This is a genomic window from Janthinobacterium sp. GW456P (assembly GCF_002127655.1).
Taxonomy (GTDB): domain Bacteria; phylum Pseudomonadota; class Gammaproteobacteria; order Burkholderiales; family Burkholderiaceae_D; genus Janthinobacterium.
Genome location: NZ_NEHB01000001.1, coordinates 93,962 through 119,405, shown reverse-complemented (window position 1 = coordinate 119,405; position 25,444 = coordinate 93,962). Strand labels below are relative to the sequence as shown.

The window sequence follows — 25,444 nt, the reverse complement described above, 5'->3', positions numbered from 1 at the left end:
GGCTGCGGTTTAATAGGTGTATTCGGCCGTGAAGCGCACGGAACGCGGCGCCGTGCGGCCTGCCACCTGCAGGTAGCTGCGGGCGATGGCGCCATGATCTTCGCGCGTTTCGTTGTAGCGGCTCACGGTCTGGCTGTTGAACACATTGAACACGTCCACTTTCAGGCTCAGGCCCTTGATGGCGCTGGGAGTATAGGCCACATTCATGTCCAGCTGCGCTTGCCATGGCAGGCGGCCCTGGCTGCCGCGCGGTGCCGGCTTGCCATTGCAATAGAAGTAGGAATCGCCGTAGTCGTTCTCGAACTTCAGGTTATCGGGCAGCGCGCCGATGCAGTTGCGCGGCGCCCCCGAGGTCAGCGACAGATTGGCGCCCACCGTCACGTCTGGGATGAGCTGCATGAAGCCGTAGGCCTTGAATGCATGGCGGTGGTCGCCGGGCAGGTAGCCATAGGCGTTGTACATCAGTTCCTTGTGGTCGTCGCTGACCGTCAGGCCCACGTCGCCGCCGCCGATGCTGTCCGTCTGGCCTTCCATATTGCCCTTCAGCGCAGACAGGGTGTAGGTCAGCTTGCCGTACCAGCCGTTCGTGTACGGGTGCTCGACGAACATGTTCAGGGCGCGATAGGTGCGCGACGGCAGCGGGTTGCCCCATTCGGCTGCGGAAATGTCCACGCGGCGCAAGCCCTTGCCGTCGTCGAAGTCCACCATCAGGCTGTTGTCGCGGCCCGGGTTGATGATGGCGCACTGGAAGCCGCCCCACTTGCTCGTGTCGACGCTGTTGCGCGTGGCCCAGGCTTGCAGCGGACGCGCGTCGCAGACGTCGTCGTTGGTGTCGTTCAGCTTGCGATACAGGACGCTGGCGCCCACCACCAGCTTCTTGCTCAGGGCACGTTCGAAACCGAGCGAGAACTCATCCTGCGACAGCGGCTTCAATCCGATGGCCGTCACTTCGCGCGCATCGCGGCTCTGGCCATACGCATTGTTGGCCGAATACGGCTTGCTGATGGCGTGCAGGCCCGTCGGCGCGCCCGTGACGGGATCGACGCCCGTGTAGGTGTACATCTCGCTGGTGGCCAGGAAGGGGCTGGCCATGTTGCTCGACAAATTCGATGGCACCGGCAGGTGGTAGCGGCCGCCGTTGGCAAAGAATTTCAGGGTGCCGTCGCCCAGGTAATCCCAGGTGGCGCCCACGCGCGGGGCGATCATATTACGCTGCGAAATGAAGGCCACGCCATCGGTGCTGTAGTTGGTGAACTGCTCGCGGCGCAGGCCCAGGTCCAGCAGTACCCGCTCCGTGACCTGGTAGTGGTCCTGGATGTATTGCGCCGATTGCACGCTGGTCGGGCGCGCCAGGTTGGCGTTCAAGTCCTTGCTGACGTAATAGCCTTGCTTGCCATAGCCGCCGCCCTGGTACGGTGTTTCAAAGGCGCCGTTGATCGCCCGGTTCGGATCGGTGGCGCGCTGGTAGCTCCAGCGGTAGCCGCCGGCCAGGCTCAGGCCCACTTTCGATTCCACGTCGATGCGGTCGATGCCGCCGCGCAGCGAGTGCTTGCCCAGCTTGTATTCGAGGTCCAAGCGCTTGGCTTTCTGGCGGTCTTCCGACGAGGGGTCGACCAGGGTGCCCGTCACCGTTTGCGGATTGGCGTACGTCAGGCCCGGCACCTGGGTCGAGGCATTCGACGACGTCTGCGCCAGCAGCGGATTGTAGCCATTCGGCGTGCGGGTGTGCGGGGTGCGCGATTCGCCCGTCATGGCCGTCACGGTCAGGTTGTCCGTCAGGTAGCCCGTGTACTTGAAGATGTCGATGTTGGCGCCCGGCGCGGCCGATGAGCCGCAGCAGTTGACCGTCGTCTCGCCCTTGCCTGCCTGGATGCCGTTGCTCGCATGCGTGGCGTAGCTGTAGCCATACGCCTGGCTGTCCGTTTTCGTGCGGTCATACAGCTTGGTGTATTCGAAGTGATGATCGTCCGTCAGGTTGTAATCGAGCTTGGCCATCATGCGGTCCACCTTGCTCTGGCTGGTGCTCCAGCCGCGCGCCAGGGCCGTGCCCGAGTCGGCGGCGGCGGCGACGGCCTGGCTGTCGGTGCGCGTCTGTTCCAGCGCCACGAAGGCGAACAGCTTGTTCTTGATCAGCGGGCCGCTGCCGTACAGGCCTACCACCTTGCTGGTGCTGCCATTGTCGCGGTTCCAGTACAGCAGATTGCCGTCCGTCTTGGGATTGGCGCCCGTGTTCGGGTAATACGTGTTTTCCGGCTCGCCCTTCAGCGAACGGGGAATGATGGACACCTTGCCGCCGAATTCGACCTTGTTGCCGCCGCTCTTGGTGGTGATGTTGATCACGCCGCCCGTGGAGCGGCCAAACTCGGAACCGTAGCCGCCCGACAGCACCTGCAGGTTAGAGATCGCGCCGAACGGCAGTTCCGACGCGCCCACCTGGGTCAGGATATTCGTGATCGGAAAACCGTTGACGTAGAACGCGTTTTCCGACTGCCCCGAGCCGCCGATCGACGGCGCATTGCCGTACACGCTGTTGGTGCCGCGCGCCACGCCCGGCGTCAGCTGCACGATGGAGGCCACGTCATTGCCGACCGGCAGAGCCTTGAGTTCCTTGGCCGTGAAGATCACGCCATTGTTCGTGTTCGATACGTCGATCGGATTGCGCGACGCCTTCACCACGACGGTCTGCTCCTGCCCCACGGCGCCGGCGGCGCTGGCCGGGCCGAAGTTCGCTTCCGCGCCGGCGCCGATCAGGGCTTCGACTTCCTGCGACGCTTCGACCGTACCGGCACGCAGCACGCGCACCGCATAGCGGCCCGGCGGCATGGAGTTGGCCACGTAGCGGCCCGACGTATCGGGCGTCAGGCTGCGCTGCACGCCCGTCGCCAGATTTTCCAGCACCACGGTGGCGCCGGCCGGCGCGCTCACTTCGCCGAAAATGGTACTGGTGGCGTTCGACTGTGCCCAGGCCTGGCCTGGCACGCCGGCCGCCAGCGCGATCACGATCGCGGCGGCGCGGCTGATGTCGCGCAATTTGAGTCGGGTGGTATGCATGCTGTCTCTCCGTCTATATCGAGGGTTATGTGCGCCCTCCCCGCTCCAGGGCGAAGCCGGGGGACGCAATTTTTATGGTGGTCGTCGGAAGGCAGAGCCAGACAATTGCGCCTTCCGGGAAACCAGTCCGTATCGGCTGATTTTCGTTTTCTTGGGATTACTTTAAAAAGAAAAATAAGTATCGTCAACAAAAAGAAAGTTATAACGTAAATTTATCGCTGAATCGAGCAAATAAAGGCGATTTACCTTTCGTTTAAGTGAGTAAGGCGGCGAATAACTTTCGCTATCGTGGCGTAGCGGATACACGCGACCACAGGGACGTAAGCAGGAATGGTGAAGAGGCGCAAAAACGGGATGGAAAAATGCGAAAGAAGACCTGGCGCGCACCTTTCGCTTACGTTTATCTTTCGTATTGCATATTTCGGAACGTTGTTCTTTTGTTTTGATGGCAACACCCCGGTTCGCCAACGCCGGCAGCGCTGGCGGACCGGGGCACAGTCACCCCTTAAAAGAACTTGTAGCTGGCCGACAGCGCGAACTGGCGGCCGAACAGGTCCTGGCTATGGTTGTAGCCTTCCCAGCCGTTCGGGTCGTAGTACGGCCGCTTGTTGAAGGCGTTTTTCACGTTCAGGCCCACGTCCAGGTTCTTCAGCGGCTTCCAGCTGAATGCCAGGTTGACCGTCGTGTATGACGGCGCGCCCTTGCACTGGCCGGCCGGCAGGGACACGGAAGCGGCGGTGCAGTTTTCCGGCGTGTTGTCCTTGTCCCACGGACCGTAGGCCCAGCGCGTCTTGCCCGAGTAATTGATGAAGACGCTGCTGACGAAGTTGCGGTAGCTCCAGTCGGCGTTGACCGTGGCGCGGTAGCGCGGCGAATCGTAGTAGCCGACGGTATTGCCCTTGATGTCGCTGCCGTCTTCGCCATCGTGGGTATCGCGCTTGCGGATGGTGGCGGCGATGCCGGTGCTCAGCTTGCCCCAGTCGCCGAGCGCAAAGCGCGTGCGCGCGTCGATGTCCACGCCGTCCATCAGGGTGCGGCCGCGGTTCGAATACGAGTTGATCAAGCCGCCCAGGTTGCCCACCGAGTAGCCCGGCACGCCACCCGCGCACACGCCCGCGTTGGCGGGATTGGCGCACATGGCCGCCACCGCCGCCATATTGCCCCGGTCCGTGTCCGTCAGGTCGTTGCGGATGGCGCTCGGCGTACCGGCCAGGGTCGGGCCGTACTTGCCCACCAGTTCCGTAAACAGCTCGTTGAAGTCCTGGCGCACGATTTCGTCGCGGCGGTTGATGAACCAGTAATCGATGGAGATGCTCACGTCCTTGGCCGGCTGCAGGACCATGCCCACGGTGGAAATCTTGGCCTTTTCCGGACGCAGGTTCTGGTTCGGCGGCGTCAGGCCGCCCACCGTCGTCGAGCAGTTCGAATTGAGCAGGCTCTTGCCCAGGTCCGCATCCGTCGCCACCTTGGACTTCATCAGGGCGCGCGCCATGGCATTCGTTTCATCGCAGCGCACCGTGTCGCGGATGCCGCCCACCTGCGCAAACACGCCGCCCGTGCCCGATTCGGCCAGGTTGGGCGCGCGGAAGCCTTCCGAATACGTCCCGCGCAGCATCAGCTCGGGCCGCGCGCGCCAGATCACGCCCAGCTTGGGCGCCAGGTTGGCCGAGAAATGCGGGTATTTGTCGAGCCGCGCGGCCGCATTGACTTCCAGGGTGTCGGACAGCGGCACCACCACTTCGCCAAAGACGGCGGCGATGGTGCGCTTGCCATCGAACCAGGAACCGCCCTGCTGCGTGATCAGGCCATTGGCCGCGTCCGCGTTGCCGGGCGTGAGAAAACTCTCGCGCATGATATTGGTGCCCACGGCGGCGCGCACTTCGCGCTCGCCCAGCTTGAACAGCGTGCCTTCCAGCTTGGCGTCCCAGGTCATCAATTTGGTCCAGGATTCGATGGCGAAGGTCGGATAGGCGGCGCGCAGCAGCGCCGCGTTGGCCTCGCTGATTTCGCCGAACTTGTAGGCGGGATTGTCCGAGATATACGTGCGGCCGCTGACGGGATCTTTCGTGAACGGGCCGAACGCCTGCTTGAAGCCATTGATGTTCAGGTTCGCCGTCTGGAACAGGGTGGAATGGCTGCCCGCCACGCTGAGCGCCGTCTCGAAATCCCAGCCCCCGCCGATGCTGCCGCGCAGGCCGACGAGCGCGCGGTAGTTTTCATCGACGTTCTTCTGGCCGAAGTGGCCCGTGGCATCCTGCAGCAGATAGTTCAAGCCGGCCGCGCCGCCCATCTTGGCCAGCATGTCGGCATCGAGCTTGCCCTTCAGGTAGACGTTGTTCGGACTCAGGAAAGGCGTGGCGAAGGTGTTCAGGGTAGTGCCCGTATTGCGCGCGAACCAGTTGTTCGTGCTGCCGCTGTTGAAGCTGGACGGGCCATTCTCGCCGCGCATCTTGATGTGGGTGAAAGCGCCTTCCGCGAACGCTTCCATGTCGCCGCCCAATTTCAGCCGGCCGCTCAGGTAGGCCGTGGCCCGCTCCGAGGTGGGGCCCGTATCGAGCTGGTTGGGCAGCGCATTCCACACGCACCGCGTGCCCGACGCCTCGGTGATGCTGTTGTTGCAGCCGGGCGCGGCGCGTTGGGTGCGCGCATTGTTGTTGGCCTTGTCGAAGACAAAGAAGGTCCCCGGATTCATCACGCCCGGCTCGCTGCCCACGCCCACGCGCATGTTCGGGATGAAATTGGGATTGTTCACATAAAAATACGAGGGACGCTTGCGCCAGGTGTCGGCCAGCGCGATGCGGTCGCGCTGGTAGACGTTCACGGAACCGTAGACGTTGTAGCCGTCGCTGGCCAGGTCGCCCACGCCATACAGCACGCTGGCCTGGCGTTCGCCGTAGGCTTTCACGCTGGGTGAAAACTCGCCGTTGGCGCGCGCCTCCAGCCCCTGGTACGATTTTTTGGTGATCACGTTGATGACGCCGGCGACGGCGTCCGACCCGTACACGGCCGAGGCGCCGTCCGTCAAAATCTCCATGCGCTCGATGGCGGCGGCGGGAATGGCGTCGATATTGACGAACATGGTCTGGAAGCCGGCGGGCGCGCCGTAGAACGACAGGCGGCGGCCATTGAGCAGCACCAGCGTGCCCTGCGCGCCCATGCCGCGCAGGTTCGCTTGCGAGCCGCCATCGGAACCGGTGAACATCGAGCGGAAGTCCTGCTGCGCCGGGCGGGCCGCGGGCAGATTGTCCAGCACCTGCAGCAAGGTGAGCGCGCCCATGTTCTCGATCTGCTTGGCGTTGATCACCTGCACGGGCGACGCCGTTTCCGCATTGATGCGCTTCAGGCTGGAACCCGTCACTTCGACGCGCGCCAGTTTTTCCTCCTCCGCCGCCAGCGCTGTTGAAGCCAGCACCGTTGAGCCCAGTCCGACCGCCACCATGGCGGCCACCATTTTTTTCATATGCATGCTCGTCTCCCTTTTTATAAGTAATTGATGTTGCAGGCTGCAAGAGCCCCTCCCCGGTCCGAAGAGGGGCTCCTTGTGAGTGAAATGATTGAAGTCGTTAGCGCGGCTTGACGGTCGCGCCCTCGGTGCCGGTCAGTACGGCGTTGGCCCAGTTGCCGCAGACCTGGGCCGGGTGGGCGCCGCGCGCGCCCAAAGTGCGCAGACTGAGCTGGCTCAAGCCGCGTACGTCGATTTCGGGTTTGACCACCCCGGGAGCCGTGACCAGGCCGCTGTCGTACAGCAGTCGCTCGCCGCTCCAGACCTGGAATTGCAAGCCGCCCGCGCCGCGGCAGCTGTCGTCCACGCCCAGGTCGGCGCGCAGCAGATTCCAGTTGCCCGCCAGCTGCAAGTCGATGCGGCTGGCTGGTCCCACGCCGAGGCCCTTGCGGAACCACAGCCCGTTCATGCGCATCTCGGCGGCCTTGCCGGCCGGCCGGTCTTTCGCGACAGTCTTCGGCAGCGCCAGGTCGGACAGATAGCGCTGCACTTCTTCTGCTTCGGCCACGCGGTGCTCGAGCACGCGGAATTCGGACAAGGTCACGGGCGCCACGTCGGCCGCCAGCGCAGCGTCGAACGCGCGCGCCACCGGCCCGGCCTGCGCCGCCGTCACCATCGGATCGGTGGAGGCGGCGCCATCGCCCTCGGGATTTTGCGTGCTCATGACGCGGAAGCGCAGCAAGCGCCCGGCCGTGGCGGGGAAATTGATCGTCTGCACACCCTCTTGCAATTTGAGGGTGCCGCGCACCAGCGGCGCGCCCCACTCGCCGTTGTTGTCGCCGATGTAGATTTCGTAATCTCGCACCTGGCCATGCTTCCAGTGCTGGTCGTTGCGCGGCGCCAGCTCGATGCCGTCGACCAGGCGGCGTTCCGTAAAGCCGATCACCCATTCATGCGGACCGCTTTTCACGGACGGGCTGCGCACGGTGCGGAACCAGGTCTCCGGCTTGCCGTCGAAAGCGTTTTCCAACGGATAGCCGCTTTCCTCCGCAGGACGCGACACCACCTGCATGGCGTCGGCCGGCAGGGCGCGGCCCGGCACGGGAGCGGCCGGGAAGTCAGCATCCCGTCTCGCCACAGCCAGCGCGCCGGCCACTTGCAAGGTCAAGGGCTGGCGGATATCGTGCGCCGCCACTTTCACGTGCACGGTGCCCTGCCTGTCCGCCGCGTCGAAATACCAGGCATCAAGCGCCTTGTCGTAGGCGGCGCGGTCGCCGGCTGCCGCGAGCAGCAGTTCGCCGGCGCGCACGGCGGCCGGCGCCTGGCCCNGCAAGGTCAAGGGCTGGCGGATATCGTGCGCCGCCACTTTCACGTGCACGGTGCCCTGCCTGTCCGCCGCGTCGAAATACCAGGCATCAAGCGCCTTGTCGTAGGCGGCGCGGTCGCCGGCTGCCGCGAGCAGCCGTTCGCCGGCGCGCACGGCGGCCGGCGCCTGGCCCGCCAGCATGCGCAGCGCATAGCCGCGGCGCGCTTCCTGGCCCTGATACTTGCCATCGACGGCGCCGATATCGACGCGCACATCGCCGCCCGTCTGGCGCATGCGGATGACTTGCTGGCTGTAGGCGCCACCCTGGTACTGGCGCGTGTTGCCATCGTCTTCATACAAGGTGTAGTCGGAATCACCGTGCGGGTAGATATCGAGCGTGAGCTGGTCCTTCGGTTTCTGACCGTCGTACAGCATTTCCGGATACATCGGCAGGATGGCGCCGGCGCGCACGAACACGGGCAGCTTGTCCAGGGTCACCTGCAAGTCCAGGTCGCGCCCTTTCGCGTCTGCCGTGGCCTGGCGGCCATCCCAGTAGTCGTACCACGTGCCCTGCGGCAGGTGGATGCCCTTGCGCCAGCCGCCGCTGACGGCCTGGCTGCGGTAGACGGGCGCCACCAGCACGTCGCGCCCTAGCAGGAACTGGTATTTGTAGGCTTCCGTGTAGGCGGCCGGGTCCTGCGGGTAATCCCACATCAGGCCGCGCACCAGCGGCGCGCCCGATTGCTCCGCTTCGCGCACCAGCGTATACATATACGGCGTCAAACGCATCTTGAGCTTCAGATAGCGGCGGTTGATGTCGCGGTACGGTTCATCGAACCACCACGGGTGCTTGCGCTCGGCCGCGGCCCAGCCCGACATGCCCATCAGGACAGGCGTAAAACTCTTCCACTGCAGGTCGCGCAGATAGGTTTCCGGGCTGCCGCCGAAGATGGCGTCCACGTCGCCCGATGCATACGCCTGGCCGGACAGCCCCGAGCCGATCAGGGTCGGGATGTGCCAGCGGATGTAATCCCAGCTGGCGCTCTGGTCGCCCGTCCACGCCACGGCGTAGCGCTGGATGCCGGCCCAGCCCATCACCGTCCACAAAAACGGGCGGCTGTCGGAGTTGTTCAGGATGCCGTCATACGCGGATTTGTTCGCGTCCATGGCAAATTGATAGCCCTTGCCCGTCCACGCCACGTCCAGCTTTTGCACGCGGCTGCCCGCCTGGCCCACTTCCCAGGCGATCTTGTCGACGCCGTTTTCCGTCCACAGGCCCGTGCGGAAGCCATAGCCGGCCAGGCCCTTCACCGTTTCCGGCAAGTTCGTGTAGCCGCAGCCATAGCCGTCGTTGGGCAGTATCCAGCCGCCCGGCATGTCGTGTTCGCGGTACTGGCGCGCCACGGTTTCCACCACGTCCGGCGTCTTGCCCGTGGGGCCGTCGCTCCAGCCCTTCGGCACGGAACCGGGCTTTTTCACGTTGTCGCCATCGTTGTAGCAATCGGCGTCGCCGTATTCGAGCGCCCAGCGCGGCAGCATGCGGGCGCGGCCCGTCAAGTCCGTGTAGCGGGCGACGACGTCGCGCAAGTCCTTGCCGACGAAGAAATACGCATCGAAGCGCCCTTCCGCGTGCTGCAGCGAGATTTGCTCCTGGTCGCGCAAGTCGTAATTGCCGTCGGACCAGGTATTGCGCAGCATGCCCCAGCCGCGTGAACTCATGAGGAAGGGTGCGGGATTGGGCCGGTCGCCCTCTTCCCAGCCGCCCGAATACGACACGGGCACCTGCTTGCCCTTGAATTCGAAGCGGCCATTCTGCTGGCCGCCGCCAAAATAGCGTTCGCCCGGCAGGCTCGACAGCACCTGCACGCCCTGCTTGTCATCGAGCGACAGCGGCTGCACTTCTTGCCACAGCGGCACGGCGTCGCCCTTGCGGTACAGGGTAAAGCGCAAGGGTTTGCGGTCGATGCGCAGGCTCAGGGCCGCCGTGCTGATAGCAATATGGCCGGGTTGTTCATCGATCTGGTACGCCACCTGCGCGGCCGGCTGGCCCACGACGATGGGCGCGGCCTTGTCGCCCGGTCCCGTCAAGCCACCCTTGCCGCCCGCCTGGATGCGCAGCACGTCCGCCTGCGGCAGGCTGATACGCAGCTGCATGCCCGTATCGCTGCGCAAATCCCAGCCCAGCGCCTCGCCCTTGGCCAGGTCGGCTGCGTGCACGGCGGAGAGCGATTGCAGATTGCCGATGGGCGCGGCTTGCAGGCCTGGAGCGGCCAGGGTGGCAAGGGCGGCGAGGACACAGGCGGCAAGGGCGCGGCGGGGAAGCGGGAGAGGTTTCATCTGCTGGCTTTCAGAAAATCAAAGTGATGGAAATACTTTAAGAAGAAAAATAAATATCGTCAATCAAAAGAAAGTTAAAGCGGCAATTTATTAATAAAATGCCCAGAATTGGCGCATTTTTCTTACGTTTCACCAAAATGTCACAAAACATACTTTCGTTATCGTGGCATTTCAGCGACAGGCGGCAGCACGACAGGGTTTCATGCGGCACCGCAACATGACCGCCGTCCAGAAAAACGCCAATACGACGCCATCATTTCGCAAGTCTCACAACTATTTACTTTCGTTTTACTTTCGTATTTGACTTTTCGAAATTTAGTATTTATGCTTTCTCCAACAAACACTTTACTGACACTCCATGACTACCCTTCTTCAGCGTGACATTCAAACCTGGCGCGACATCGGCGGCCTGCACACGGCCGAGGAAATCGTCCACCAGCCCGCCATCTGGCGCGCGCTGGCCGGCATTTTGCGCAGCGAGCAAGCCAGCCTAGCCGCCTTCCTGGGCGACGCGCTGTCCAACCCACGCCAGCGCGTCATCCTGACGGGCGCCGGCAGCTCGGCCTATGTGGGCGAAATCGTCGTCGACACCCTGAACGCGGCCTGGCCCGCGCAGATCCGCGCCATCGCCACCACGACGTTGTTGACGCACCACGAGCTGTACCTGGAGGCGGACGCCCCTACCCTGCTCGTCTCGTTTGCCCGCAGCGGCGACAGTCCGGAAAGCCTGGCGGCCGTGGAACTGCTGCGCCAGGTCGTGCCCGGCGCGCGCTTCCTGAACATCACCTGCAACGCCGACGGCAAGCTGGCGCGCCAGGGCGCGAACGACGCCAACACGTATAACCTGCTGATGCCGGAAGGCAGCTGCGACCGCGGCTTCGCCATGACCAGCAGTTTCAGCAGCATGCTGCTGGCGGCCCTGTCGGTACTGGGCAAGGACGTCGACGTGGCGCGCCTCGAGACCCTGGCGCAACTGGGCGAAGACGCCCTGCGCGACTGGTCGGCCCCCGTGGCGGAACTGGGCTCGACACCCGTGCAGCGCGTGGTCTACCTGGGCAGCGGCCCGCTGGAAGCGCTGGCCAAGGAAGCGGCCCTGAAAATCCTGGAATTGACGGGCGGACGCGTGATGGCGATGGCGAATACCCCGCTCGGCTTCCGCCACGGTCCGAAATCGGCCGTCACCACGGAGTCGCTGGTGATCCTGCTGCGCAGCAGCAAGCCACTGGCGCGCCAGTACGAAGACGATTTACTGAAAGAACTGCAGCGCGACAGCGTGGCGCAGACGTGCCTGACGGTGGGCGTCAAAGGCGACCTGTCTGCCGACGCGCCGGCCTGGCCCGACGCCTGGCTGGCCCCGCTGTGGCTGCTGATGGCGCAGCAATACGCGCTGCACCAGTCCGCGCTGCTGCAACTGCGCCCCGACAATCCATTCGCCGGCGGCATCGTCAACCGTGTCGTGCAGGGCGTCACCATCTATGGCCATGACCAATTCTAATCACTGCGCCGGCTACCACGGCATCGACATCGGCGGCAGCAAGATGGAGCTGGTCGCCTTTGCCGACCGCGACGGCGCGCTGACCGAAGTGTTCCGCGAGCGCGTGGCCACGCCGGGCGACGATTTTAGCGCCTTCGTGCAGGCCATCGTCGACCTGGTGGCGCGCGGCGACGCGGCGCTGGGCACGACGGCGCCCGTCGGCATCGGTTTGCCCGGCGTGATCGACAGCGCCAGCGGCCGGCAACTGAGCTCCAACGTGCCGGCCCTGAACGGCCGCCTGGTGGCGCAAACCCTGCAGCAGGCTTTAAAACGCCCTGTCGCCATCGGCAACGACTGCCAGTGCTTCGCCCTGTCGGAAGCGCAAGGCGGCGCGGCCGACCATGCCGCCAGCATGTTCGGCGCCATCCTCGGCACGGGCGCCGGCGGCGGCTATTGCGTGGGCGGCCAGCTGCTGCGCGGCTTTAACGGCGTGGCCGGCGAATGGGGCCACTGGAGCCTGCCCGCCACCCTGCTGGCGCAGCACGGTTTGATCGATTACGCCTGCCCGTGCGGCAAGGCGGGCTGCCTGGAACGCTACGTTTCCGGCCCCGCCATGCGCAAGCTCCACGCACACTTTGGCGGCGATGGCGCCGAGCCGCTGGCGATCGTGGCACGCGCCAACATGGGCGACGCCGTGGCCCAGCGCACGGTGGCCGTGCACCTCGACGTGCTGGGCCACGCGCTGGCCGGCCTGGTGCTGGCCTACGACCCGCACGTCATCGTGCTCGGCGGCGGCCTGTCCAAGCTGCCGCACCTGTACGACAAGCTGCCGGCCGCCGTGAAGCGCCATCTGTTCCCCGGCGTGCACGTGCCGCCCGTCCTGCCGCCCCGTTTTGGCGACGCCGGCGGCGCGCGCGGTGCGGCCCTTTTGATACGACAACATATAAAGGCGTCAACATGATGAAGCAAGCGGAAAACCCGACTTTTACCCTCTCGCCCATCCAGCAAGTGATCAAGGCGCACCGCCGCGGCGAGCGCGTGGGCTTGTACGCCGTCTGCTGCAGCCATCCGAGCGTGCTGCGCGCGGCCATGCGCGTGGCCAGCGAGTACGACACCGTGCTGCTGGTCGAAGCGACGTCGAACCAGATCGACCAGTTCGGCGGCTACACGGGCATGACGCCAGCCGTTTTCCGCGACACCATGCTGGCACTGGCCCGGGAACAGGGTTTCCCGACCGAGCGCCTGGTGCTGGGCGGCGACCATCTGGGCCCGAACGCCTGGCAGCATCTCGACGCGGCCACCGCCATGGCCCACGCCGAGACCCTGATCGCCGCGTATGCGTCGGCCGGCTTCCATAAAATCCACCTCGATTGCAGCATGCGCTGTGCCGACGATCCCCTTCAGCTCGACGATGAAACCGTGGCCGCCCGTTCGGCGCGCCTGTGCATCGTCGCCGAGGAAGCGGCAGCGGCCGCCGGCTTCGCGCCGCCCGTCTACGTGATCGGCACGGAAGTGCCGGTTCCCGGCGGCGAAGCGTCGCTGGCGCAGGCCGGCGCCGTCACCAGCCCGCAAGCGGCGCGCCGCACCCTCGACGTGCACCGCAGCGCCTTCCTGGAAAACGATCTGCATGGCGCCTGGCGCCGCGTGATCGCCATGGTGGTGCAGCCGGGCGTCGATTTCGACCAGAGCAGCATCCAGCACTACGATGCGGATGCCGCCGCCGAACTGTCGGCCTTTGTCGCCGAGCAGCCCGGCCTCGTGTTCGAAGCCCACTCGACCGACTACCAGCGCGAATCGGCCCTGCATGCCATGGTGCGCGACCATTTCGCCATCCTGAAAGTGGGCCCGGCCGCCACCTTCGCCCTGCGCGAGGCGCTGTTCGCCCTGTGCCAGATCGAGGAAGAACTGCTGCCGGCGCACGCCACCTCGCAGCTGATGCAGGTGCTCGACGACGTCATGGTGGCCAAGCCGAAGAACTGGATCAAGCATTACCTGGGCACGCCGGAAGAACAGCGATTGATGCGCCGCTACGGCTTGAGCGACCGTTGCCGCTATTACTGGGGCGAGCCGGAAGTGGCGGCCGCCGTCGGCAAGCTGCTGGCCAACCTCGATGCCGTGGCGATTCCGCTGCCGCTCTTGAGCCAGCATCTGCCGGAGCAGTATCTGGCCGTGGTGCAGGGCAGCCTGCCCGCGCTGGCGCCGGCCTTGATCGAGCACAAGATCGGCAGCTTGCTGGCGCAATATGCACGCGCCTGCAACCGCAATGCGGCAGTGGCCGTCATTGCCGAAGCGGCAATCTGTTAAGCTCGGTATTTTTACTTTTACCGAGCCCGCCACCATGCGAAATACCAGCCAACGCCGTGAATCCATCCTCCAAATGCTTGCCCAGCAGGGCTCGGTGCAAGTGACCGATCTGGTGGAAAAGCTCGGCGTGTCCGCGGTCACCATCCGCAGCGACTTGAATGCGCTGGAAGCGCAAGGCATGGCCACGCGCAGCCACGGCGGCGCGACACTGACGCGCACGCCGCCGCCCGAACACACGATACGCCAGAAGGACGCCATCAACCACGAGCAGAAGGAGCGCATCGGCGCCTATGCGGCGCGGCTGGTGGAACCGGGCGACAACATCATCATCGACTCGGGCACCACCACCATCTCGCTGGCGCGCCATCTGCGCGACGCCACCGGCGTGACGGTGGCGACGAATGGCCTGAACATCGCCTGGGAGCTGGCCGACGCGCCCGGCGTGGACCTGATACTCACGGGCGGCCTGCTGCGCAAGCAGTCGCTGTCGATCCAGGGCAGCCAGGCCGAAACCTGCTTGCAGGCGTACAGCTTCGACAAGCTGTTCCTGGGCGTGGACGGTTTCGACCTGCAGTTCGGCGTCACCACCCACCACGAAGCGGAAGCGAGCCTGAACCACAAGATGGTGGAACGGGCCAAGAAAATCATCGTCCTCACGGACGCCTCGAAGTTCGGCCGCGTCAGCCTGCACCGCATCGTGCAGCTGGACCGCGTCGATACCGTCATCACCGATGCCAGCATCAGCCAGGAATACCGCGAAGGGCTGCACAAGCTGGGCATCGAACTTTTTATAGCGGAATAACACATGCTGAGCGGCAGAATCCTTACCCCATCTGGCTGGATCACGGGCACCATCACCTTTGACCAGCGCATCGTCCAGATACAGGAAGACCCTGCCGCCGACAGCGCGCTGACCATCCTGCCCGGCTTCATCGACCTGCACGTGCACGGCGCGGCCGGCACCGACATCATGGAAGGCGGCAACGCCGGCGCCACCGTGGCGCAGGTGCATGCGCGCCACGGCACCACGGCCTTGCTGGGCACCACCCTGACGGCGAAAGAGCCGTCGATCGTGCGCGCGCTGCAAGGCCTGGCCGGCGTCATCGCCGAGCGCCCCGCCAACGGCGCGCGCATGCTGGGCGTGCATCTGGAAGGCCCGTTCTTGAACCTGCACCGCCTGGGCGCACAGCCGCCCGACGTGGTGCAGGCCAGCCTGGCGCTGGTGCAGCGCTTCCACGCCATCGCCCCGATCAAGGTCTTGACCATGGCGCCGGAAATCCCCGGCCACCTGGAACTGATCCCGCAACTGACGGCCATGGGTATACGCGTGCAAATCGGCCACAGCGCCGGCACGTATGACGAAGGCGTGGCGGCGCTCAAGGCCGGCGTCGCCGGCTTCACCCACCTGTACAACGGCATGACGGGCATGACGCACTACGATCCCGGCATGGTGGGCGCGGCGCTGGCGCATGCCCAATACGCGGAAATCATCCCCGACCTGCAGCACGTGGCCAAGGGCGCCCTGCGCGCGGCCCTGCGCGCCATCCCGCGCCTGTACGGCGTGACGGACGCCACCTCGGCCACCGGCATGCCCGATGGCGAATACGGCCTGGGCACGCAGCGCGTCTACAAATGCATGGGCTGCGTGCGCCTGGCCACGGGCTCGCTGGCCGGCAGCGTGCTGACCATGGACCAGGCCCTGCGCAATTTCGTCGACCTGGGCCTGGACCTGGCCGACGCCTCGAACCGCGTCTCGCTGTACCCGGCCGATTACCTGGGCGAATCCGCACGGGGCCGGCTGGCGCCGGGCGCCTGGGCCGACATCGTCGTCCTCGATTCCCGGTTACAGCCCGTGTCCGTCTTCGTCGAAGGCGCGGCCATCGATCTTTCCACCCGCTAGACCACCTCAACTTACCTCAACCCCGTCCCGGAGTTACCATGCACGACACGTCACACAAGGCCCCCGTGTGGGCCATGCGCTACCTGCTATTTATTGCCGGCATGGGGGGATTGCTGTACGGCATAGACATCGGCATCATCGCCGGCGCCCTGCCCTACCTGGAATCGACGGCCTCGGTGGCCTGGAAACTGACGGCCCAGCAGCTGAGCTTTATCGTCGCCGCCGTGTTATTGGGTTCGGTGCTGTCGTCGCTGTTCGCCGGCGCCCTGGCCGATATCCTGGGCCGGCGCTGGGTGATGTTCCTGGCCGGCGCCCTGTTCAGCGCCAGCATCCCGCTGATCGCACTGGCCGACGGCTACATGCCGCTGCTGCTGGGCCGCCTGCTGCAAGGCATCAGCGGCGGCTTGATCGGCGTCGTCGTGCCCCTGTATCTGGCCGAATGCCTGCCCGCACAGCAGCGCGGACGCGGTGCCGCCCTGTTCCAGTTGCTGCTGACCATCGGCCTGGTGGCGGCCGCCCTGATCGGCCTGCTGCAAGCGCAGACGGTGGAAGCGGCTACGCAAGCGGCGCAAGCCTTGCCGGAAGCGGGCCGGATCGCCGCCATTTTTACCGCCAAGGACCACGCCTGGCGCAGCATCTTCTGGGTCTGCCTGACGCCGGGCCTCGTGTTTACCGTCGGCGCCCTGCTGCTGGCCGAGTCGCCGCGCTGGCTGGCGCGCCGTGGCCGCATCGAGCAGGCGCGCCAGTCGCTGCTGCGCACGCGCTTGCCCGCTGCCGCCGACCTGGAACTGCGCGACATGCTCGATACGCCCGAGAACGCGGCCAAGGCCGGCGGCACTGCCAGGGCGAAAGATCCGCTGCTGAGCCGCCGCTACGTGCTGCCCTTCCTGCTCGCTTGCCTGATCCTCGCCTGCACGCAGGCGACGGGCATCAATTCCATCCTCGCCTATGTCGTCAATATCCTCAACCAGGCGGGCCTGTCGGGCGCCTCGGCCAACATGGCCGACGTGTTATTGAAAGTGCTGAACGCCGTGATGACGGTGGTGGCCGTGCTGCTGGTCGACCGCAAGGGCCGCAAGTTCCTGCTGATGCTGGGCACGGGCGGCATCGTCGTCTCGCTGCTGGCGGCCGGCTTGCTGTTCCGCGGCGCCGAGGCGCACCTGGCCGACGTGCGCCCCGCCATCGCGGCGCAAGTGCAAGCCGATGGCTTGAACGTGCGCCTCGATGCGGCCACCTTGACGGCCCTGGGCGCGGCCGCCGACGGCACGCCGCAGCAGCTGACCATCGCCTACGCCTACGGCCCGTTCACCAACGTGAAAAGCCTGCGCAGCGACGATCCCGTGCTGCGCCAGGTGACGATCGCCCGCGAAGACGCCGTGCAGGCCGACAGCGTGATCGGCGTGTTCTTCCGCCAGCTGCACCTGAACCCGTTCGCCGACCCGGCCGCCGGACGCGAGGCGCCGCTGCGCATCGAGAAGGCCAGCCTGGGTCCCGTGCCCTCGTCCACGCACGGCTGGCTGGTGGCGATCGCCATCTGCGTGTTCGTGTCCAGCTTTGCCGTGGGACCGGGCGTGTGCGTGTGGCTGGCCCTGTCCGAACTGATGCCGACCCGCATCCGCTCGAACGGCATGAGCATCGCCCTGCTGGTCAACCAGTTCGTCTCGACGGTGATCGCCGCCATCTTCCTGCCGACGGTGGGCTTGCACGGTTATTCGACCCTGTTCTTCTTCGGCGCCGGCTGCACCGTGCTGTACTTCCTGGCGGCCGCGTTTTTACTGCCGGAAACCAAAGGTAAAACTCTGGAAGAGATCGAGGCGCACTTTTCAAAGTAAGCCAAAGTAACCAACTGTAGCAGTCTCCTTTTCAGCCCCGGCCCACCATCCGGGGCTGTTTTTTTGCCTGCCGGTCAAGTTTACGGGGCTGGCGCGCACGGTAGCGTACGGTTTTCCTTCTGGAATCACGGGCGCGTGGGCTAGAATCTGGCTGCGTCGTGCTACTCACGAGGCGGCAATGGCGCCATGACAAAAACCACCAGGAGACACAGTGAGCTTATTTAGAACCAAGAATTTGGATGATATGATTGCCCACAGCAAGAAACCGGGAGGTCTGGCCAAGGTGCTGGGGCCCTTCGACCTTGTCCTCATGGGCATCGGCGCCATCGTCGGCACCGGCATTTTCGTACTCACCGGCACGGGTGCGCTGACGGCCGGCCCCGCCCTGTCGCTGTCCTTCGTCGTGGCCGCCGTCGCCTGCTGCTTCGCCGCTCTGTGCTACGCGGAATTCGCCTCCACTGTGCCCGTGGCCGGCTCCATCTACACCTACAGCTATGCCACCCTGGGCGAGCTGGCCGCCTGGATGATAGGCTGGGACTTGCTGCTCGAATACGGCCTGGCCGCGGCCGCCGTCTCCGTCGGCTGGTCCGGCTATTTCCAGTCGCTGCTGTCGAGCATAGGCATCACCCTGCCCGTGGCCCTGACGGCCGCGCCCGGCGCGCTGCCCGGCGTGACCACCTTCATCAACCTGCCGGCCCTCGTCATCATGCTGCTGCTGACGGCCATGCTGGGCTGGGGCGTGCGCGAATCGGCGCGCCTGAACAACATCATGGTGGCCATCAAGGTGGGCGTGGTGCTGCTGTTCATTATCTTCGGTGCGCGCCACGTGCAGCCGGCCAACTGGCAGCCCTACATGCCTTTCGGCTACCACGGCATGCTGAGCGCCGCCGCCCTCGTCTTCTTTGCCTTCATCGGCTTTGACGCCGTCACCTCGGCCGCCGAGGAAGTCAGGAAGCCGTCGCGCGACCTGCCGATCGGCATCATCGGTTCGCTGGCCGTGTGCGCCGTGCTGTACGTGGTGGTCTCGGCCATCATGACGGGCATCGTGCCCTACCAAAAATTCCTCGGCGTCGACCATCCCGTCTCGCTGGCCCTGCAGTATGCGGGCGAAAACTGGATTTCCCGCTTCGTCGACCTGGGCGCCATCCTCGGCATGACGACCGTGATCCTCGTGATGGCCTTCGGCCAGACGCGCATCATCTTCGCCATGTCGCGCGACGGCTTGCTGCCCAAGCGCCTGTCGACCGTGCATCCGCGCTTCCAGACGCCGTTCTTCGCCACCTGGCTGGTCGGCATCGTCTTCGGCCTGATCGCCGCCACGATCCCGCTCAATGTCCTGGCCGAGCTGATCAACATCGGCACCCTGGCCGCCTTTACCATGGTGTCGGTGGCCGTGGTGGTGCTGCGCAAGAAGCGCCCTGACTTGCCGCGCGCCTTCCGCTGCCCCGGCGTGCCCTTCGTGCCGGCGCTGGCCGTGATCCTGTGCGTGGGCCTGATGAGCTTCCTCAGCTGGGTCACCTGGATGGCCTTTTCCATCTGGCTGGTGATCGGCCTGGTCATCTACTTCGGCTATGCGCGCCGCCGTTCGCTGCTGCATCCGCAACAGTAAGCCCGTCACCGCGCCATCGCAGTAAGATGGCGGTCTCGCAACCCCGCAGACCGCCATCCATGCAACCTTCCCCCGACCTTATCGCCCAGCTGGACCAGAGCACGGACCAGCTCAAGCGCGCGCGCCTGCGCAGCATGCAGCTGCTGGCCGCCGGCTTGCTGCTGCTGGCCGCGCTGGTCTTCGCCGTGGCCCGCTCGCAACGGGGCGTCCATCCCGCGTGGGGCTATGTGGAGGCATTCGCGGAAGCGTCCATGGTGGGCGCGATCGCCGACTGGTTCGCCGTCGTCGCCCTGTTCCGCCACCCGTTCGGCATCCCCCTGTGGCATACGGCCATCATCCCGAACAGCAAGGCCGACATCGGCCGCAGCCTGGGCGCCTTCGTGGAAAACCATTTCATTACCGAGCAAGGCATTGCCGAACGCATCGCGCAAGCCGATCCCGCCGCGCGCCTGGGCACCTGGCTCAGCGACGCGGCCCACGCGCGGCAGCTGGGCATGGCCGGCGCCGGCGTGGCGAAACAGCTGCTGGCGATGGCCGACCACGACAAACTGGGCCGCCTGCTGCGCGAGCAGGCCAGCGGCTACCTGGGACAATTGAATCTGTCGGACGTGGCCGCCGACTGCATCGATGCGCTGATCGCCGACGGCAAGCCGCAGGAACTGCTCGACTTCCTGCTCGACCGCGGCGGCGCCTACCTGGACGACGAGGCGCACCACGCGGCCATCGGCGACTTCGTGCTGGGCGCCTTCCAGATCGAGAACGCGCTGGTGAAAAAGGCCGTGAAGGCGTACGAACCGCGCATGATCGCCTCGCTGCAAAAATTCGCCCTCGCCGTGCGCGTCGATCCGCGGCACCCGCTGCGCCAGCGCATCGCCGGCTGGATCGCCGACAGCGCGCTGCACCTGAAGGCGGACCCGCGGTGGCAGGACACGGTGCGCCGCCACCAGCTGCAGCTGCTCGCCAGCGATACGGTGCAAAGCATGCTGGGCGACGTCTGGAGCAACATCAGCGCGCGCCTGCAGGCCGATTTGCACGCCGACGTGCCCGTACTGGCGCAAGCCATCGCCAGTCTGGCGCGCAACACGGGCCAGGTGCTGGGCAAGGACGAGCATGCCCGGGCATGGCTGAACGGCGCCATCGTCGCCGGCAGCGGCACGCTGGTACGGCGCTACCGGGGCGAAGTGGGCGCCTTCATCGCCGCCCGCCTGGACTTGTGGAGCAAGGAGGAAATGAGCGAACGCATCGAACTGGCCATCGGGCGCGACCTGCAATTCATCCGCATCAACGGCACCATCGTGGGCGGCCTGGCGGGCTTGCTGATTTACGCCGCCAGCCATGCGATCTAGGCGCACTTTTCCGGCGCAAGTTCCTGCCGCGCGTCCGGGGCCGGGCACTGTCCCTGCCGGCGCCTGGCGCGGCACGCTTCGGCCAGGCACACCGGCATTCGTTGCGGCATCCGCCGAATCACGCCGGCTGCGGGTTCACCAGCCCCGGCATCGATAACAGCTTGCGCGGTGCGGCGGCCCTGGCGGCCGGCCGCGATATGGCGGCGCCGGCCGCCATATCGCGCACCAGCTGGAAGGAATCGACCAACGTTGCCAGTTGCACGGCCTGCTGCTGCATGTCGGCTGCCGCGGCGGCGGCCTGTTCGACCAGGGCCGCATTTTGCTGCGTCACGTCATCCATCTGCGTGATGGCATGGTTGATCTGCTCGATGCCCTCGCTCTGCTCCTGGCTGGCTGCCGTGATGTCGGCCATGTAGCCCGCTACCTGGCGCACCGACTGCTCGATATCGCCCATCGTCTTGCCGGCGTCCTGCACCAGGCGGCTCCCCATGTTCACCTTGTCCACCGAGTCGCCGATCAGCACCTTGATTTCCTTGGCCGCCTGGGCCGAGCGGTGCGCCAGATTGCGCACCTCGGACGCGACCACGGCAAAGCCGCGCCCCTGTTCGCCGGCCCGCGCCGCTTCGACGGCCGCATTCAGGGCCAGGATATTCGTCTGGAAGGCGATGCCGTCGATCACGCCGATGATGTCGACGATCTTGCGCGAGCTGTCCTGGATCGTGCTCATGGTGGCAATTACCTGCGACATGGCTTGCTCGCCCTTGTGCGCCGTCTCGGAGGCGCTACTGACGAGGCGGTTCGCCTCGCGCGCAGTGTCGGCATTCTGCCTGACCGTGCCGGTCAGCTCTTCCATGGACGACGCCGTCTCTTCCAGCGCGCTGGCCTGCGACTCCGTGCGCCGCGACAGGTTCGCATTGCCTGCGGCGATTTCCTCCGCGCCGCGGCCCACCACGCCCGTCGATTCCTTGATTTGCCCGACCAGCAACTTGACATTCGTCTGCAGCACGCGCAGCGCCTGGACCACCGCCGTCAGCTCGTCGTTGCCGCTGGCGCTGATATTGCCCGACAGGTCGCCCGCGCTCATGCGCTCGATATCGCTGCGCATGCGCTCCAGCGGCGCCACGGCCGAGCGTTGCAAGGTATAGCCGCCGGCCGCGCACGACACCACGCCGCACAAAGTACTGAACAGCATCGGCATGCCGGCGTGACCCGACGCCACATAGGAAATGGCCGGCGCAGCGACGAACAGCAGCGCCAGCGAACCGAAGACGAGTCCCATCCTGGCGCGCAGCGACAGCTGCGCCATCGGGTTCAGGCGCCGCAGGGCCGAGCGGTGCACGGCCACGCCTTCGCGCACTTCGAGTGTCGTGCTGCCTTGCTTGATGGCCTGGTACGCGCGCTCGGCGGCGGCCACCTGTTCCCGGCTGGGTTTTACGCGGATCGAGGTATAGCCCACCATCTGACCGTTTTCCAGCATCGGCGCGGCATTCGCTTCCACCCAGTAGTAGTCGCCATTCTTGCAGCGGTTCTTGACCATGCCCGTCCACGCCTTGCCGCTCTTGATGGTGCGCCAGAAGTCGGCGAAGGCCTCGACCGGCATGTCCGGATGGCGCACGATGTTCTGCGGCGCGCCGATCAGCTCCTCGGCCGAAAAGCCGCTGATATCGATGAAATCCTGATTCACATAGGTAATATTGCCCTGCAGGTCAGTCTTCGATACCACCGTCTGACCATCATGCAGCACATATTCCCTGTTCGTTACCGGCATATTTGTACGCATCTCTGTCTCCCTTATCCTACACAACCGAATGACGGTGCCATCCGGAAACAAGCGCTCTTGCGCCCTGGCCTGAACAACACGACTATTTCCCGCTCAGATCCAGACAAGCAGCGAGAGGCGTCTTGCCAACAACTTGCCTCCATTCGCCAGCTTTTTGATTTAGATCAAATTCATTGTGCAACATGAATTAACCAATTACAACATTTAATTTAAAAATTTAAACGAATTTGTCATTTTTGAAATGGTGACAAATGGATAGATTCTCGTGATCGCACAGCGAAAACAAGCATAGCCAGGTAAGGATGGACAAAAAAACGACAGTTGCACCACAAACACAAATCATTAAAATCATTAAATTCATTGCATTCTATTTTATTTGAGGTATGATGATTGACATGGGGAAATAAAAGGCGATGCGATGACAGCGCCACTTTCGCCACTCGGGAAATCCGCACCTATGCAGGGGAGATACGCATGAACAAAGTCCTGGCCTTACGCCTGCTCGACGCCGCAGAAGACGCCGCCGTCATCATCGACGCCGCTTCACGCATCCAGTATGCGAACGACGCCATGTATGCGCTGAGCGGCTATGCACAGGGCAGCCTCGCGGGCCAGCGGATCGAGGCGCTGCTGCCGGATGCCGTGCGCGAGCAGCATGGCGCGCAGATCGGCGCCTATCTGGCCGGAGACAAGAAGTCCAGGGTACTCGGGCACAAACGCCATTTCGCCATTCGCCACCGCGACGGCTCCATGCTGCCCATCGTGCTCAAGGCCATGGACCTGGGCACGCTCGGCGACGTAAACTACATGGGCGCCTTCTTCATCGACCAGCGCCGCGAGCGCGCCATCGAACAACAGAATGCGGCCCGCTGGCAGCAACTGCAGCGCATCGCCCTGAGCGACCCGCTGACCCATCTGCCCAACCGCCGCGCCTTCGACGTCGAAGCCGTGCGTTCGGCCGCGCGGGCAAGGCGCGCGCACAGCCCCCTGGCCATCGGCATCGCCGACATCGACTTTTTCAAGCACGTCAACGACCAGCATGGCCATGCCGCCGGCGACGCCGTCCTGCAAGCCATCGCCGCCGTGTTCCAGTTCCAGGCGCGGGCCTCGGACGTCGTCGCCCGCGTGGGTGGCGAGGAATTCGGTTTCCTGTTCCCGCATACGAACATGAGCATGGCCTGCCAGGTGGCCGAACGCATACGCCGCGCCGTGGAAGAGACGCGTTTCGAGTTCGGCAAGCTGCCCATTCCGGTAACGGTCAGCATCGGCCTGGCGCCGCTGCCCGACAACGGCGACTGGAAGGCGGCATTCATGCAAGCCGACGCCGCGCTGTACCAGGCCAAGAACAATGGCCGCAACCGCATCGAGCAAGCCTGAGTACCCGGCCATCTCCGCCGTTTCATTCACCCCGCAGCACCTGACAGGAGCAAGCACATGGAAACCATCACGACACATGCCGCAGCAGCGAGCCAGCTGGCGCAAGCCGATGCCCGGGAATTGCTGGTCTTCGGACTCGCCAAGGAGGAATATGCGATCGACATCGGCCTGGTGCAGGAAATCCGCGGCTACGGCGCCGTGACCCACATCGCCAACGCCCCCGCCTTCCTCAAGGGGTTCATCCACCTGCGCGGCAGCATCGTGCCGCTGCTCGACCTGCGCATCGCGCTGGGCCAGGCCGAACCCGCTTACGACGCCTCGACCGTGGTGATCATCCTGATCTTCGCGCATGGCGCCACCGGCATCGTGGTCGACCGCGTGGCCGACGTGGTGCCTCTGGCGCCGGCGCAGCTCAAGCCGCCGCCACAGCTGCACGGCTCGGCCATGGCCGGCCACGTGACGGCCATCGGCGCCCTCGACGAGCGCATGCTCATCGTGCTCGACATGGATAGCCTGCTATCGGGCATGGGCATGCACGCCGGCGGAAAACTGGCGGCCTGAGCCAGCCACCAGCCCCGCCGCCACCCGAACCCGCCCCGCCGGAGACACCATGAGCATCCTGATCGTCGATGACAACGACACCAACCTGAGCCTGCTGGCGACCCTGGCGGGCAAGGCCAGCAGCATCGCCCCCGTCTGCATGAACGATCCGGTCGATGCGCTGTACTGGTGCGAGTCGCATGTGCCGGACCTGGTCTTGCTCGACTACCGGATGCCCAGCCTGTCGGGCAACGAATTCCTTGGCATTTTCCGCAAGATGCCGGGCATGGCCGACATCCCCATCATCATGGTAACCACCGAAAACGACCACGCCGTGCGCAAGCAGGCTTTTTCGCTGGGCGTGACGGAGTTTCTCACCAAGCCTGTCGACACCATCGAGTTCAGCCTGCGCGTGCGCAATCTGCTGGCCCTGCGCACGGCGCAAACCATGCTGGCCGACCGCGCCAAGCTGCTCGAACACGAAGTGGAACAGGCTATCGCCAACGTCACGGCCAGGGAGATGGAACTGGTTACGCGCCTGGCGCGGGCGGCCGAATTCCGCGACCCCGAAACGGGCGCCCACATCATGCGCATGGCGCGCTACTCGGCGTTGATCGCCAGGGAGCTGGGCCTCGACGCACAATGGCAGGACCTGCTGCTCAAGGCGGCGCCCATGCACGACGTGGGCAAGCTGGCCACGCCCGACCATATCCTGCTCAAGCCGGGACGGCTGGACCCCGATGAGATGGCCATCATGCGCCAGCACGCGAAGATCGGCGGCCATATCCTCGCCGGCAGCGACTCGCCGCTGATCCGCCTGGCCGAGGAAATCGCTTGCGGCCACCACGAAAAATACGACGGCAGCGGCTATCCGGACGGCCTGGCGGAGGAGCAGATACCGCTGTCGGCGCGCATCGTCGCCGTGGCCGACGTCTTCGACGCACTGAGTTCGGAGCGCCCGTACAAGCCGGCCTGGCCGTTGGCCGAGGCGCGCCAGTACCTGGAGCAAAACAGGGGCAGCCATTTCTGCCCGCTGTGCACCGACGCCTTCCTGGGCGCCTGGGACGAGGTGCTGGCCATCCGCAACAGCCTGCCCGACCCGGACCCCGTCCCTCACCACGCCCACCCACTGTAAGCGAGGAAGCT

General features: G+C 65.2%; 15 protein-coding genes. 11 read left to right on the top strand and 4 right to left on the bottom strand.

All coding sequences use genetic code 11. The features are described 5' to 3' along the window. Nucleotides 1-9 precede the first annotated feature (9 nt). From CBW66_RS00435 to CBW66_RS29315, 3 genes are all read right to left on the bottom strand, one after another. Nucleotides 10-3,051, bottom strand: coding sequence for a TonB-dependent receptor (locus tag CBW66_RS00435; protein WP_086139488.1), 3,042 nt, complete (start codon nucleotides 3,049-3,051; stop codon nucleotides 10-12). A gap of 505 nt (nucleotides 3,052-3,556) precedes the next feature. Then, nucleotides 3,557-6,517 carry a TonB-dependent siderophore receptor gene (locus CBW66_RS00430; RefSeq protein ID WP_086139489.1) on the bottom strand — a complete coding sequence of 987 codons (2,961 nt, stop codon included), beginning with the start codon at nucleotides 6,515-6,517 and terminating at the stop codon, nucleotides 3,557-3,559. Nucleotides 6,518-6,614: 97 nt separating this feature from the next. Further along, nucleotides 6,615-10,136: a TIM-barrel domain-containing protein gene (locus CBW66_RS29315; protein WP_253251330.1), complete on the bottom strand. Its 3,522-nt coding sequence runs from the start codon at nucleotides 10,134-10,136 to the stop codon at nucleotides 6,615-6,617. A gap of 358 nt (nucleotides 10,137-10,494) precedes the next feature. On the opposite strand from CBW66_RS29315, the gene CBW66_RS00420 reads away from it, so the two are divergent. The 8 genes from CBW66_RS00420 (at nucleotide 10,495) to CBW66_RS00385 (ending at nucleotide 20,601) form a co-directional block, all read left to right on the top strand. After that, entirely contained in the window at nucleotides 10,495-11,631 is a 1,137-nt protein-coding gene (locus tag CBW66_RS00420; RefSeq protein WP_086139491.1) for an SIS domain-containing protein, read from the top strand. Then, entirely contained in the window at nucleotides 11,618-12,571 is a 954-nt protein-coding gene (locus CBW66_RS00415; RefSeq protein ID WP_205701180.1) for an ROK family protein, read from the top strand. The genes CBW66_RS00420 and CBW66_RS00415 overlap by 14 nt, the downstream gene beginning before the upstream one ends. Continuing rightward, nucleotides 12,571-13,914 (top strand): D-tagatose-bisphosphate aldolase, class II, non-catalytic subunit, encoded by a 1,344-nt coding sequence (locus CBW66_RS00410; protein WP_086139525.1) that lies wholly within the window; start codon nucleotides 12,571-12,573, stop codon nucleotides 13,912-13,914. The genes CBW66_RS00415 and CBW66_RS00410 overlap by 1 nt, the downstream gene beginning before the upstream one ends. Before the next feature lie 34 nt (nucleotides 13,915-13,948). After that, on the top strand, nucleotides 13,949-14,716 hold the full coding sequence (locus CBW66_RS00405) for a DeoR family transcriptional regulator (protein WP_070223655.1): 768 nt from the start codon (nucleotides 13,949-13,951) through the stop codon (nucleotides 14,714-14,716). 3 nt (nucleotides 14,717-14,719) lie between these two features. After that, nucleotides 14,720-15,814, top strand: coding sequence for an N-acetylglucosamine-6-phosphate deacetylase (locus CBW66_RS00400; protein ID WP_086139492.1), 1,095 nt, complete (start codon nucleotides 14,720-14,722; stop codon nucleotides 15,812-15,814). 38 nt (nucleotides 15,815-15,852) lie between these two features. After that, nucleotides 15,853-17,646: an MFS transporter gene (locus CBW66_RS00395; protein WP_086139493.1), complete on the top strand. Its 1,794-nt coding sequence runs from the start codon at nucleotides 15,853-15,855 to the stop codon at nucleotides 17,644-17,646. Nucleotides 17,647-17,857: 211 nt separating this feature from the next. Beyond that, complete coding sequence (locus CBW66_RS00390; protein ID WP_086139494.1) at nucleotides 17,858-19,255, top strand: amino acid permease; 1,398 nt, start codon at nucleotides 17,858-17,860, stop codon at nucleotides 19,253-19,255. A gap of 59 nt (nucleotides 19,256-19,314) precedes the next feature. Further along, complete coding sequence (locus CBW66_RS00385; protein ID WP_086139495.1) at nucleotides 19,315-20,601, top strand: DUF445 domain-containing protein; 1,287 nt, start codon at nucleotides 19,315-19,317, stop codon at nucleotides 20,599-20,601. Nucleotides 20,602-20,719: 118 nt separating this feature from the next. Here CBW66_RS00385 and CBW66_RS00380 read toward each other — a convergent pair whose 3' ends face one another. Then, nucleotides 20,720-22,381 (bottom strand): PAS domain-containing methyl-accepting chemotaxis protein, encoded by a 1,662-nt coding sequence (locus CBW66_RS00380; protein WP_086139496.1) that lies wholly within the window; start codon nucleotides 22,379-22,381, stop codon nucleotides 20,720-20,722. 474 nt (nucleotides 22,382-22,855) lie between these two features. Here CBW66_RS00380 and CBW66_RS00375 point away from each other — a divergent pair, with 474 nt between their 5' ends. The 3 genes from CBW66_RS00375 to CBW66_RS00365 are packed head-to-tail and all read left to right on the top strand — an operon-like array spanning nucleotide 22,856 to nucleotide 25,433. Further along, entirely contained in the window at nucleotides 22,856-23,758 is a 903-nt protein-coding gene (locus CBW66_RS00375; protein WP_086139497.1) for a sensor domain-containing diguanylate cyclase, read from the top strand. Nucleotides 23,759-23,815: 57 nt separating this feature from the next. After that, nucleotides 23,816-24,319 (top strand): chemotaxis protein CheW, encoded by a 504-nt coding sequence (locus CBW66_RS00370; RefSeq protein ID WP_086139498.1) that lies wholly within the window; start codon nucleotides 23,816-23,818, stop codon nucleotides 24,317-24,319. Nucleotides 24,320-24,368: 49 nt separating this feature from the next. Further along, complete coding sequence (locus CBW66_RS00365) at nucleotides 24,369-25,433, top strand: HD domain-containing phosphohydrolase (RefSeq protein WP_086139499.1); 1,065 nt, start codon at nucleotides 24,369-24,371, stop codon at nucleotides 25,431-25,433. Nucleotides 25,434-25,444 lie beyond the last annotated feature (11 nt).